Origin of the sequence: Duganella sp. CT11-25 (genome assembly GCF_047302815.1) — a bacterium.
Classification (GTDB): Bacteria; Pseudomonadota; Gammaproteobacteria; order Burkholderiales; family Burkholderiaceae_D; genus Rugamonas.
Genome location: NZ_JBKBFD010000001.1, coordinates 7,174,424 through 7,187,504, shown reverse-complemented (window position 1 = coordinate 7,187,504; position 13,081 = coordinate 7,174,424). Strand labels below are relative to the sequence as shown.

Sequence of the window (13,081 nt, the reverse complement as noted above, 5' to 3'; positions counted from 1 at the left end):
TGCCGCCCTGGCACCAGACAAAAAAACCGATAACAGGAGACCTCGAATGACGACCATCGTTAGGCAGTCCCGTATCTGTAGTATTGTCTTGACCTCGCTGCTGGCGGGCTGCCAGCACACCATGTCGCTGGCGGTTGCGGCGCCCGTCGCCCTGCCGTCGTATAACATTGATCCGGCGCAAAGCTCGGTGTCCGGCCTGTCTTCCGGCGCCTTCATGGCGGCGCAGCTGCATGTCGCGTACTCGGCGACCTTCAAGGCCGGCGCCGGCATCGTCGCCGGCGGACCGTTCTATTGCGCGCAAGGCTCGGTGGTCACCGCGACCGGCCCTTGCATGGCCGCCAGCAGCGCCAGCAAACCGGCGACCGCCAGCCTGATCTCGACCACCAACACCTGGGCCAGCCAGAGCCTGATCGATCCGACCAGCAACCTGGCCAACGCGCGCGTCTACCTGTACTCCGGCACCATCGACAGCACCGTCAAGCAGCTGGTGATGAACGAAGCCAACACCTACTATCAAAACTACGTCAGCGGCACGAATATCTTCTACAAGAACAACCTGGCGTCCGAGCACGCGATGGTGACCGACTACTTCGGTAGCGCCTGCAGCACCAAGGCCAGTCCGTACATCAACAACTGCAACTTCGACCTGGCCGGCGAAATCCTCCAGTGGATCTACGGCACGCTCAACGCAAAAAACAGCGGCACGCTGGGCGGCAGCTTCGTCGAATTCAACCAAGCCGAATTCATCGCCAGCCCGGCCACGCACGGCATGGCCGCCAGCGGCTGGGCCTACGTGCCGGCCAACTGCGGCGCCGGCCAGCAATGCAAGGTGCACGTCGCGCTGCACGGCTGCCAGCAGGACCCGACCAAGATCCAGGACAAGTACTACCGCAGCACCGGCTATAACCGCTGGGCCGACACCAACAACATCGTCGTGCTGTATCCGCAGACCGCGCCCAGCAGCACCGGCAATCCGAACGGATGCTGGGACTGGTGGGGCTATGACGATGCGAACTACGCCAAGAAAAGCGGCCGCCAGATGGTGGCGATCAAGGCCATGGTCGACCGCGTGACCAGCGGCTTTGTCGCGCTGCCGGCGCCGACAGGCCTGCAAGTGACGGGCGTGACCAACGACACGATCGCCCTGGCCTGGAGCGGCGTGACGGGGGCGGCGGGTTACGACGTATATCGCGGCGGCGCCAAGGTCAACCCGGCGCTGGTGGGCGGCACCGCCTACACCGACAGCGGACTGGTGGCCGGCACCGGCTACAGCTACACCGTCAAGGCGGTGACATCGGGCGGCGCCAGCAGCGCGGCCTCGGCGGCGGTCAGCGGCACCACCAGCGGCAGTCCGCCGCCGCTGGCCTCGCCGACCGGCCTGGGCGTCAGCGGCACGACCGCCAGCACGGTCACGCTGGCATGGAGCGCGGCGGCGGGCGCCAGCGGCTACCACGTGTACCGCAACGGCAGCAAGGTCACGGCCAGCCCGGTCAGCGCCACCAGCTATGTCGACAGCGGCCTGGCGGCCAGCACCGGCTACAGCTATGCGGTGACATCGTACGCGGGAGGAAATGAAAGCGCGCCATCGGCAACCGTGACGGCCACCACGCAATCGGGCTTCACGTGCAGCACGACGACGGCGTCGAACTACGCGCATGTGACGGCTGGGCGCGCGGTCAACAGCGGCGGCTACGCGCTGGCCAAGGGCTCGAACCAGAACATGGGGCTGTACAACACCTTCTACACCACCACGCTAGCGCAAACCTCGGCCGGCTACTACATCATCGGTGCCTGCCCATAACACTCCGGGATCAGGTTTCCTGGATCAGTGACCGGGCATTGGTTTGCCCGGCACGCACTGCCCACAGCGCGCTGGCCCAGAGTATCAGGCCGGCCATCAGGCAGCCGATCGCATCCAGCGGACCTTGCGGAGCAAGCCGCGGATAGACCAGCGAAAGCGCGATCAGCGCCACGCCGGTGATGTAATGGGGAGGATTGGAAAACAGTTTTGCCAACGGCAGGAAGTGCAAGCCGATGATCAGGATGGCGGCCGGCACGACCCAGTCGGCAAGTCCAATATTGATCAAGACGTTGTTGACAACCAGGATGCCAATCCACTGCGCCGCGTTGATGATATTGAAAATGCGCCCCACCCGGGCCTGCGCAGGCCCGTCCTGTTCAAGCAACAGCGCACCTTTATTCTGGGCGTAGCGCCGGCGGCAAAACAGGAACAGGGCAATGGTGACCGCGCCAATCGCCAACGACGGCCATGGCGTCGCGCCGAAGCTGCGATAGGCCCACAACATCAGCCACGCGCCGCCAAACACAGAAAAAAACATGGCGCCGGTGGCGCGCCGCGCCGCAGTGGCGCTTGGAGCAGACTGTTCCTTAGAATTTGGCATGGACTCGACTCATGTAGGTAGACGCGCGCAAGAATACCATCTTGTCGAAATAGAAAATGCGCGAATTGTCACTGACACCGAGGGTTACCGAGGGTTACAAATAGTCACCGCATCAGTTTCAGCGCGATGCGGTCGCCAGGCTATCCTGGACCGCCTGCAGGATTTCCAGCGACAGTGCGTCGTCGTCGACGGCGCGCGACAGCACCAGCGCGCCGACCATCGATGCGTACTTGGCCAGCGCCTGCTTGCGCTTGTCGGCGTCGTCTTCACCCGGCATCAGTTTCTGCAGCACCGCCATCTGGCCGCAGGCGCCCTCGGTCAGCGCGTGACGCGCCTTGGGACCGAGGCGCGCGATGTCGGCACCCAGCGAGGTGACCGAACAACCGGCCCCGGGGTGGTCGCGGTGCTGCTCGGTCAGATAACCCTTGCCGATCTTATCCAGCGCCGTTTCCGGCCCTTGGGCCGCATAGCCCTCCCAGCGCTCCACCGATTTCTTCAGCGCGTGCGCCGTGGCCTCGGCCAGCAAATCTTCCTTGGATTCGAAGTGGCCGTAGAAACCGCCGTGCGTCAGCCCGGCGCTCTTCATCAGATCGGCCACGCCGATGCCGTCGTAGCCCTTTTCCCGGAACAGCCGCGCGGCCGTTTCGACGATGCGCTGCCGGTTCAGCGCCACCTGCTCCCTGCTGACTTTCATGTCCTTCTCCTTCTTGAATCTCTATTGACATTATACATGACGAGCGTAATATATCATTCATTATGATCGTCATTAAAGGAATTCCACCATGAAAGCAGTCATCAGCGCCTACGCCCGTTCGCCCTTCCACTTTTCCCGCAAAGGCAAGCTGGCCGACGTCCGTCCCGACGACCTTGGCGCGCAAGTCGTCAAGGGCCTGATGCAACGCACCGGGCTCGATCCGCGTCTGCTGGACGACGTGATCCTCGGCTGCGCCTACCCGGAATCGTCACAGGGCAACAACCTGGCCCGCATCGTTTCGCTGCTGGCCGGCTTCCCGCATGAAGTCAGCGGCATGACCATCAACCGCTTCTGCGGCTCGTCCATGTCCGCCATCCACATCGCCGCCGCGCAGATCGAGGCCGGCCTGGGCGAGGTCTACCTGTGCGTCGGCATCGAGTCGATGACGATGGTGCCGCAGGGCGGCTTCAACTTCTCTCCCAACCCGCGCTTGCTGGCCGAGACCGACGCCTACATCAGCATGGGCGACACCGCCGAGAACGTCGCCCGCAAGTACGAGGTCGCGCGCGCCGACCAGGAACTGCTGGCCTTCCAGTCGCACCAGAAAGCCGCCGCCGCGCGCGCCGCCGGCCTGCTGAAAGATGAAATCGTCCCGATCGCCACCGCCGCCGGCGAAGTGATCGCCGAAGACGGCTGCATCCGTCCAGGCACCACGGTCGAAGCGCTGGCCGCGCTGAAACCGGTGTTCGATCCGGAACATGGCGTGGTCACGGCCGGCACCTCGTCGCCGCTGACCGACGGCGCCTCCGCCGTACTGGTGACCAGCGAGGAATTCGCCCGCAAGCACGGCCTGAAACCAAGCGCGCGCATCGTCTCGATGGCGGCGGTGGGCTGCGATCCCGCGCTGATGGGCATCGGCCCGATTCCCGCCACGCGGAAGGCCCTGAAGATCGCCGGCCTGCAAGCCAGCGATATCGATGTGGCGGAGATCAACGAGGCCTTCGCCTCGCAGGCCTTGGCCTGCGTGCGCGAGCTGGGAATCAAGCCGGAGGTGTTGAATATCGACGGCGGCGGCATGGCGATCGGCCATCCGCTCGGCGCGACCGGCGCCCGCATCACCGGCAAGGCCGCATCGCTGCTGGCGCGCACCGGCGGCCGCTACGCGCTGGCCGCCCAGTGCATCGGCGGCGGCCAGGGCATCGCGACGATCCTGGAAAAGATCTAGCGGACTAGCCCTGCACGGCCACTTCGATGCAGTTGCGACCCGCGCGCTTGGCGCGGTGCAGCGCTGCGTCGAGGCGATCGAGCACCCCGCCGCTGCCCTCTTCCACCCCGACCTGGGCCACGCCCAGGTTGACGCTGACGGTGGCGCCGTTCAAGCCATTGCCCGGCAGGTCGGCCTCGGCGATGGCGCCGCGCAGCTTCTCCGCCAGCCGCACGGCATCGTCGGCCGTGGTGTGGGTGGCGACGATCAGGAACTCGTCGCCGCGCATGCGGGCCAGCAGGTCCGAAGTGCGCAGCCGCTCCTTGACGATGTCGGCGATCTTGCGCAGGGCCGAGTCGCCGACGGCGGAACCGTATAAATCGTTTGCGGAGCTGAAGCTGCCGACGTCGAAGGACAGCACCGCCAGCGGCAGGCCGTAGCGGCGCGCGCGGCGGATCTCGTTGTCCAGCATGTCCTCGCCGGCGCGCCGGTTGGCGGCGCCGGTCAGCGCGTCGACGGTGCTCATCTGCGACAGCTGGCCGGCCAGCGCGTCGTTCTGATGCTTCAATTCGCTCATGCCCAAACCAAAGCTGACAAACTGCGCCAGGCTGGCGAAGCAGGCGAACTGCTCGCGCGAGAAGACGATGTGGCGGTCGAACATCAGGCAGATCGCACCCATTTCCGGCCCGCCCGGATCGGCGCGCAGCGGCAGCGCCAACACCATGCGCACATTGCGGTCGTGCAGGCTCATGGCCAGTTCGGGATCGCCGGATTTTTCCGGCGCGTCCAGCAGCACCATCTCGCCGCGCGCCACCGCCATCAGCGGCGGAAACACGTCGCGCAGCGGCGATTGCAGCAGGCGGTCGCGCCGCTGCAGCAGGCGCGCCATATCCAGGTGGTTGCGCGCCTCCTGCGCCACCAGTTGCAGGTCGCCGCGCTCCTTCATGTGCAGCAGCGCCGTGTGGCGCACGCCGGGGAAGTTACACAGCGCCAGGCAGATCTGCGCCGACATCGTCTCGACACTGTCGATGCCGCTCAACGCGCGCTGCAGGCTGCGCTGCACGCCCAGCAGGTCGCGCAGTTCTTTTTCCTTGTCCAGCAACTGCTGCTGCATGGCGGCGGCGGCATCGGCCGGCACCGTCAACGCCTGCTTGATGGCCAATTGCAATTCATCGCTGAGCAGCGGGCAGATGCGGTAGTTGAACGACCCGTAAGCCATCAGGTCCGGCAGCCAGGCGCTGTGATCGTAGCTGCACAGCACCAGGGTAGGCGCGCCGGCGCGGCTGCGGATCAGGGCCCCCACGCCGCTCAGGTCGCTCAATTGCTCGTAACCGTTCAAGTCGACAATCAGCAGGTCGGCCGCGCGCTTGCCCAGCGCGACTGCGGCGGCGTCCACATTGTCAGTCAGCATGAGCTGGGAGAACATTTCCCCACAGCATGATTGGAACTCAGCGCGGCGTTCGCCGCTGGCATTGAAAAATACCCCTACGCTGTCAGTCCGGCCGTACACATCCGCCATGATGTTACTCCTACGCATTTCTGGCTGTTATTAAAATGACTCCTTTGCTAGTGTGCCATAAAGTTCATAATTAGCAATATATTTTGCATTAAAGATCAGATTTTTTTAATGCCGCAGCGCGTCGGCCGCGCTTATGTGAACAAGCGCACCGTCTTCGCGGCCGCCAGCGCCAATACTGTCCCTTCAAGACGAAGGAGAACATCATGGCTAATTCCGAGAGCAAGGCTGATCCCGGCACCGCCAGTCAACAGCGCGAGATCCAGCGGCGCCAGGACCAGTCGGACCGGCGCGCCGGACAGGAGCCGCGCGCCAGCGTCATCCACAACAGCGGGCCGGTGCAAACCACCCGGCACGACTATCCCGGCACGCCGCTGCCGGCCCAGCATCTGGAAAAGCCCGGCCTGGAGGCCGATATGCGTCTCAAGCCGGAGTTCCTCGCACCCGACTACTGCGGCAGCGGCAAGCTGGCCGGCATGGCGGCCCTGATCACCGGCGGCGACTCCGGCATTGGCCGCGCGGTGGCGGTGCTGTATGCGCGCGAAGGCGCGGACGTGGCCATCATCTATCTGGACGAGGACCGGGATGCCGAGGACACCAAACGCTACGTGGAGGCCGAAGGCCAGACCTGCCTGCTGCTGCGCGGCGACGTGCGCGATGCGGCGTTCTGCCGTGAAGCCGCCCGGCAGACGCACGAGCGCTTCGGCCGGCTCGACATCCTGGTCAACAACGCCGCATTCCAGGAACACGCGGAAAAGCTGACCGACCTGACCGAAGACCGTTTCGACATGACCATGAAGACCAACGTCTATGGCTACTTCCACATGGCCAAGGCGGTGCTGCCCTACCTGAAACGCGGCGCGTCCATCATCAACACCGGCTCGGTGACCGGTCTCAAAGGCTCGAAGCATCTGCTGGACTATTCGACCACCAAGGGCGCGATCCATGCATTCACGATGTCGCTGGCGTCGAACCTGCTGGACACGGGCATCCGCGTGAACGCGATCGCGCCCGGCCCCGTCTGGACGCCGCTGAATCCGGCCGACAAGCCGGCCGGCGAAGTGAGCGAATTCGGCGAGGACACCGACATGCGGCGGCCGGCGCAGCCGCAGGAGCTGTCGCCGGCCTATGTGTTCCTGGCGGCGCCTTGCTGCTCCAGCTATATCACCGGCATCGTGCTGCCGGTGACCGGTTCGGTGGGAGAGTAAATCATGGCGACCCGCGCATTGTGGAAGGGAGCGATCAGTTTCGGCCTGGTACACATTCCGGTCGAGGTCTATTCCGCCGTGCAGGAGCATGAACTGGACCTGACGATGCTGGACCGGCGCGATTTTTCACCGGTCGGCTATAAACGCTACAACAAGAAGACCGGCAAGGAAGTGACCTGGGACGACATCGTCAAGGGCTATGAGTACGAGGACAACGAGTATGTGGTACTGAGCGACGAGGACCTGAAGCGCGCCAACCCGGAAGCCACGCAGACCATCGACATCCAGGCCTTTGTCGATGCGGCCGACGTGCCGCTGACATATTACGAGCACCCCTATAACCTGGCGCCGGCGAAAGGCGGCGCCAAGGTGTATGCGCTGCTGCGCGAGACGTTGCGCAAGGCCGGCAAGATCGGCATCGCGACGGTGGTGATGCGCACCAAGCAGCATCTGTGTGCGCTGGTCTGCATCGACGACAAGATCGTGCTCAACACACTGCGCTATGCGGCGGAAATGCGCGACACCGAAGAACTGAAGCTGCCGCCGGCCACCATGAAGGCGGCCGGCATCAGCGACAAGGAGCTGCAGATGGCGCTGTCGCTGGTCGAGGGCATGAGCGAGGAGTGGAAGCCGGAGCAGTATCACGACACCTATAAGGACGACGTGCTGGCGCTGGTGAAGAAGAAGGTCAAGGCCGGCCAGACCAAGACCATCACCGCGGCAGAGCCGGAAGAAAAAGCGGCCAAGCCATCCAACGTGGTCGATCTCGTCGCGCTGCTGCAGGACAGCCTGGGCAAGCGTCCCGGCAAGGGCACGGCCAGGAAGGCGCCGGCCAGGGCCGCCGCCGGGGAAGAAAACAAGCCCAAGCCACGCACCACCGCGGCACGCAAACCAGTAGCCCACAAGCCCGCCGCGCGCGCCAGGAGTGCCGCGAGCAGCAAAGCTGCTTGAACCTCGCTTAGTCGGCGCCGGGCATGAAGTCCATCAGCTTCATCGCCGGCGCCAGGCCCTTGGCGGACCTGGCGTAATCACCCCATGGCGCATTGCCGGCATCGAGCCGGGTATGAACGGTCGCCACGGTCCAGTGGTCGCCGCCGCGCAGCCCGCCCAATTCATCCCAAGCGACAGGCACCGAGATGCCCAGGCCCGGCCGCGCGCGCGCCGACCATGCGCTGGCGGTGGTCGAGCCGCGTCCGTTGCGCAGATAGTCGATGAAGATCTTGCCGACACGGTTGCTCGGGCCGCTCTTCAGTACGAAGCGCTCCGGTATGTTCCGCGCCATGTGCGCGACGATGGCTTGCGAAAAGGCCTTGACGTCATCCCAGCCGTAACCTGGCCTGATCGGCACCACCACGTGTAGCCCTTTGCCGCCGCTGGTCTTCAGGAAGGCGGGCAGTCCGAGATGATCGAGGAAGGCGTGCATCAGCTGGGCCGCTTCCTGCACCTGCGCCCAGGTGACGTTCTTGCCGGGATCGAGGTCGAACACCATGCGGTTCGGTTTTTCGTAGCTGGTGGCGCTGGCGTTCTGCGTATGCAGCTCGATCACGTTCATCTGCGCCGCCGACAACAAGCCCAGCCCGGTGGCGATCTCCAGCATCGGCGGGTGTTCGGGATCGAGCGCCTGCTTGAGCTGCTTCACGCCGGGCAGCTTGTCGACGTCGGCGTGCTTCTGGAAGAACAGCTCTCCGCCGACGCCGTCCGGTGCGCGCACCAGCGATACCGGGCGCCCTTTCAGGTGTGGCAGCATCAGTTCTCCGACCAGCGCGTAGTAGCGCACCAGCGCTATCTTGGTGGCGCCGCTTTGCTTGTCGATCACACGGTCGGGATTGGTGACTTTGAGGGATGCGGGCAGTTTGCCCAGTATGGCAGGTTCCACGGTTTTCTCCTCGGTCAGGTGGGCCGGCAGCTCGCGCCTGATGGCGCTGGCCTTCTTGTCCTTGCGCAGCCCCTGGAACACGGCGTGGCGGATCGAGCCGGAATGCGTCCATTCGCCGAAGCTGACTTCCGCCACCAGCGCGGGCTTGATCCAGTGAGCTTTCCTGTCGATCTCCCGGCTGGGCGCGAACGGACTTTGGCCGGTGGCCAGCCTGTCCATCCTGCTTTTGATGTCGCCCAGCGTGGCGGCGTTGAAGCCGCTGCCGACATTGCCGGCGTACTGCAGCTTGCCGTCTTCGTCGTAGGTGCCGAGCAGCAGCGAGCCGAAACCGCTGCGCGTGCCTTGCGGATCGGTGTAGCCGCCGATGACGAATTCCTGGCGCTGACCGCATTTGAGCTTGATCCAGGTGCCGCCGCGGCGCGAGGTGTAGCGCGAATCGCGGCGCTTGCCGATGATGCCCTCCAGGCCCATGCGGCAGGCGGCGGCGACCATCTCCTGCGGCGTGGCTTGCAGTGCTGCGCTGAAGCGGACGTTGTCCGTCGCGCGCTTGCTCATGATGTCTTGCAGGATGGCGCGGCGCTCTTCCAGCGGCAGATCGCGCAGGTCGCGGCCGTCGTGGAACGGGATGTCGAACAGGAAGTAGACGATATCGCCGGGGTGTTCCTCATCGAAGGCGTTTTGCAGCAGTCCGAAGTCTGGGCGGCCGTTGTCGTCATGGACGACGATCTCGCCGTCGTACCAGCCCGGCGCCAGCTTCATCTTTTCCAACGCGGCGCGCAGCGGCTGCAGCTTGTGCGTCCAGTCGTTGCCGTTGCGGGTGATCAGGCGGATGTCCTTGCCGTCGATCCGGGCCAGCAGGCGGTAGCCGTCGAACTTGATCTCGAACAGCCACTCGTCCGGCGATGCCGGCGGCGCATCGACCAGCGTCGCCAGTTGCGGTGACAGGCTGTCGGGCAGCGCCGCCTTGGGCGCGGCTGCGGCGTCGGCAGCGGTTTGCAGCCTGGCTGCCGCAGGCGGCCTGCCAGGCGGTGCGGGCGCCGGCAGCGCCTTGACGCTGTCCGGCATCTCGTCCACCACACTGAACTCGTCGGCGGGCCGCGCGTATTCGTCCTTCTCCTTGATCAGCAACCAGGGCTCCTGCTTCTCGCCCTTGCCCTTCATGCGCACCAGCACCCAGCGGCCGTGCATCTTGTGGCCCGCCAGCTCGAATTTCAGATTCCCCGCCGCCAGCGCCTTGTGCGGATCGTCCAGCGGGCGCCATACGCCCTTGTCCCAGATGATCACCTTGCCGGCGCCGTACTGCTTGGGCGGTATCGTGCCTTCGAAGCTGTTATAGGAGATCGGGTGATCCTCGACGTGCACCGCCATGCGTTTGTCGTGCGTGTCGTAGCTGGGCCCCTTGGGTACGGCCCAGCTCATCATCACGCCATCGAGCTCCAGGCGGAAATCGTAGTGCAGCCGGCTGGCCCAATGCTTCTGGATGACGAACGTGCGCGCGGCGCCGCCCTCCTCGCCGCCTTCAGCAGGTTCGGGCGTGATCGCGAAGTTGCGTTTGGATTTATAGGTTTTCAGCGAGCCTGTCATGTCGCCAGACTATGCCCGTCCGGTTGCGCGCACCGTGCGTTGGCGAACATGTAAGCGATTGTAAAGGCCGTCAACGTAGCGGGTTCAGGCTGCGTTTTCTGCTCAGTGACACGGGAATTGTCCCGGCCCTAAATCAACCTGAATGAGGATTTCATCATGAACAAACTTATCGCTACCCTGATCGCCGGCCTGTTCGCTACCGCAGCATTTGCGCAGACTCCAGCTACCACTCCAGCTGCTCCTGCCGCCGCTGTCAAAGCCGAAGCCAAAGAAACCAAGGCCGTCGCTAAAGCCGATGCGAAAGAAACCAAGGCCGACATCAAAGCTGAAGCCAAGACCGACAAAGTCGCCGCCGAAGCCAAGAAGGACGTCGCCGTCGCCAAGGCTGACGAAAAAGCCGCCAAGGCCGATGCTCATGCCAAGTCCACCAAGACCAAAGCCAAGGCCCACACCAAGGCAGTCAAGGCCGAAGCCAAGGCGGATGCCGTTCCCGCCCCTGTCGTCACCAAGTAAACATCCGGCCTTCGGGCTGTACAAGGATCATCGCGGGCACCCGCGATGATCCTTTTTTTCGTCCGCGACAAGCTGCCTCAGTGGAGCGGAACGTACAACGGCATCGCCTCCTCCCAGTAGGTGTCGGTCACCGGATGCTGGTTGGAGCCGTCGGCATTCATCACCCAGTTTTGACCGTCGGGCTGGAAGGTATTGTCGTACAGCGAGAGCTCGTCCTTGTGGCCGTAGATGGCGGAGCTGTACAGAATACGCCCGTCGGTGGTCCATACCGCGTGCGCGTCGTTGCCGCCGTGGTTGGTCAGGCGTTTCAGCTCCGAACCGTCCGGCTTGATCGTAAACACCTCGTAATTGAATTTGTTAGAATCCTGCGCATCGATCAACTTGCGGGTGAAGACTATCCGCGAACCGTCCGGCGACCAGCCTGGCGTATTATCCGGCTCGGTCGTCAACACCGTGATGTTGCGCTTGTTGAGATCGAGGACGCGCAGTCCCTTCTCCAGCGGACTCCAGACGCGGTACACCAGCTTCTTGCCGTCTTCCGAATAGCTGGGAAAGCCGGAGTTGACGGAGCCGTCGGTCAGCGCCTCTGCCACGCCATTCATGCTGCCGTCGGCCTTGATGCGCACGATCTTGCCCGGGCCGGCGGCGCGCGTCAGGAACCATTGGCCGACACCGAAGGCGACCCATTGGCGGTCCGGCGACCATGTCGGCTGGAAGGCGCCCGCCAGGCCCTTGGCGATCAGGACGGGATCGACGCCGCTGGTGGCGGGATCGTAGATACGCTGGTAGCCGGAAAAATCAGCCGGGTTGACGATCGCGATCGACGAGTTGATGGCCTTTTCCGTGTACACCAGCTTCTGTCCATCCTTGGACAACTGCGGGAACACGTCGGTATACTTGTAGTTCCAGTCCTTGTCAAAGCTGAACAGCGCCGTGCCGTTCGCGCGCGCCGGAGCGAACGCGATTTTTTCATAGACCACCTGGGCGCCGTTGGCCGAATAACGCGGCGAGCGCAGGCCGCTGCCGGCGGTCGAACGCGCACCGCCGGCGGTGGTGTACAGGCCCTCGTTGGCCCCTCCCTTGATGTGATAGGCGATATTGGTCGCGCTCAGGAATTGCGGGAACACCTTGAAGCCATCGACCGTTCCCACCGTCGCCCTGGCCAGGCTGGTCACATTGACCGATACCAGCTGTGAGGTGACGGAGTTGATCAGCTCCGGACGATGGGCGCCCCATGTGGATTCAACCGGCGTTTCATAGAACACCAGGCTGGCGCCGTCCGGCGACCAGGTGGGCGAGCCCTCGGCATAACCGGGATTGGTGACGATCTTCTTCCACCCGCCGCCATCGGGGCGGATGATGTAGATGCTGCTTTCCTGCGTGCGTTCCCAGCCATCCGGCAAATTGTGGCCGCGCCAGTCGGTGCCGGCATCGGACGAGAAAGCCAGCCATTTTCCGTCCGGCGACCACGATGGACGGAAATAACCGTGCGGCTTGCTGGCGTCGAACGGCAATGCGCCGGTGACGTTCGTCAACGCGCCGGTGGCGAGTTTCAAGGTCCAGATATTGGCGGTGCCGAAGGCGTCCGAGCCGCTGCGCGACGAGACGAAAGCGATGGTGCCTCCGTCCGGCGAAAACACCGCTGCATCATCCACCGCCGGGTGGTCGGTCAACCGCTGCAGGCCGGTGCCGTCGGTCTTGACGCGATAGATGTTGGATTGCCCCAGACCGTCCCGCTCGGAGGTGAAGACGATCCATTGGCCATCCTTCGAGAAGGACGCGTGATAGTCATAGCCCGCGCCGGATATCAGCTTATGCTCGCCGGTGCCGTCGGCATTGGCCACATACAGCTCCGAGCTCACCGGCCCGAGGCGGTTGAGCAGCATATTGCCCTTGGGTGATGCGCCGGCCGTCGCCGGCGAAAAAATGCACGCGGCCGCGATCGCCACCCACGCTAGTGTCGTTGATTTCATGATGTCCCCGTTAGTATTGCGTTGGTCAACGCTTGTAGAACCGCTGGAAAAAATCGTGCGGTCGGAGATCATCATATTGGAGAAAATGGCGCGCACGTTTGCACAGAAATG

The 13,081-nt window shown here is 64.1% G+C and carries 10 protein-coding genes; 5 read left to right on the top strand and 5 right to left on the bottom strand.

All coding sequences use genetic code 11. The features are described 5' to 3' along the window. Positions 1–121 precede the first annotated feature (121 nt). Positions 122–1,801 carry a fibronectin type III domain-containing protein gene (locus tag ACEN9F_RS31470; protein WP_413427242.1) on the top strand — a complete coding sequence of 560 codons (1,680 nt, stop codon included), beginning with the start codon at positions 122–124 and terminating at the stop codon, positions 1,799–1,801. Positions 1,802–1,811: 10 nt separating this feature from the next. Here the strand turns inward: ACEN9F_RS31470 and ACEN9F_RS31465 are convergent, their stop codons facing one another. Both ACEN9F_RS31465 and ACEN9F_RS31460 read right to left on the bottom strand, forming a co-directional pair. Then, entirely contained in the window at positions 1,812–2,402 is a 591-nt protein-coding gene (locus ACEN9F_RS31465) for a hypothetical protein (RefSeq protein ID WP_413426716.1), read from the bottom strand. A gap of 118 nt (positions 2,403–2,520) precedes the next feature. Beyond that, complete coding sequence (locus ACEN9F_RS31460; protein ID WP_413426714.1) at positions 2,521–3,096, bottom strand: TetR/AcrR family transcriptional regulator; 576 nt, start codon at positions 3,094–3,096, stop codon at positions 2,521–2,523. An 88-nt stretch (positions 3,097–3,184) separates the two neighbouring features. Between ACEN9F_RS31460 and ACEN9F_RS31455 the strand changes: the two genes are divergently transcribed. After that, positions 3,185–4,321 carry a thiolase family protein gene (locus ACEN9F_RS31455; protein ID WP_413426712.1) on the top strand — a complete coding sequence of 379 codons (1,137 nt, stop codon included), beginning with the start codon at positions 3,185–3,187 and terminating at the stop codon, positions 4,319–4,321. Between the two features lie 4 nt (positions 4,322–4,325). Here the strand turns inward: ACEN9F_RS31455 and ACEN9F_RS31450 are convergent, their stop codons facing one another. Further along, complete coding sequence (locus ACEN9F_RS31450) at positions 4,326–5,711, bottom strand: GGDEF domain-containing protein (RefSeq protein WP_413426710.1); 1,386 nt, start codon at positions 5,709–5,711, stop codon at positions 4,326–4,328. Positions 5,712–6,022: 311 nt separating this feature from the next. Here ACEN9F_RS31450 and ACEN9F_RS31445 point away from each other — a divergent pair, with 311 nt between their 5' ends. Then, positions 6,023–7,024, top strand: coding sequence for an SDR family oxidoreductase (locus ACEN9F_RS31445; RefSeq protein WP_413426708.1), 1,002 nt, complete (start codon positions 6,023–6,025; stop codon positions 7,022–7,024). A 3-nt stretch (positions 7,025–7,027) separates the two neighbouring features. Beyond that, entirely contained in the window at positions 7,028–7,975 is a 948-nt protein-coding gene (locus ACEN9F_RS31440; protein ID WP_413426706.1) for a Ku protein, read from the top strand. Between the two features lie 7 nt (positions 7,976–7,982). Here the strand turns inward: ACEN9F_RS31440 and ligD are convergent, their stop codons facing one another. Next, positions 7,983–10,484 (bottom strand): DNA ligase D, encoded by a 2,502-nt coding sequence (ligD, locus tag ACEN9F_RS31435; protein WP_413426704.1) that lies wholly within the window; start codon positions 10,482–10,484, stop codon positions 7,983–7,985. A gap of 156 nt (positions 10,485–10,640) precedes the next feature. Between ligD and ACEN9F_RS31430 the strand changes: the two genes are divergently transcribed. Beyond that, complete coding sequence (locus tag ACEN9F_RS31430) at positions 10,641–10,997, top strand: hypothetical protein (RefSeq protein WP_413426702.1); 357 nt, start codon at positions 10,641–10,643, stop codon at positions 10,995–10,997. A 77-nt stretch (positions 10,998–11,074) separates the two neighbouring features. Here ACEN9F_RS31430 and ACEN9F_RS31425 read toward each other — a convergent pair whose 3' ends face one another. After that, positions 11,075–12,970, bottom strand: coding sequence for a hypothetical protein (locus ACEN9F_RS31425; RefSeq protein WP_413426700.1), 1,896 nt, complete (start codon positions 12,968–12,970; stop codon positions 11,075–11,077). Positions 12,971–13,081 lie beyond the last annotated feature (111 nt).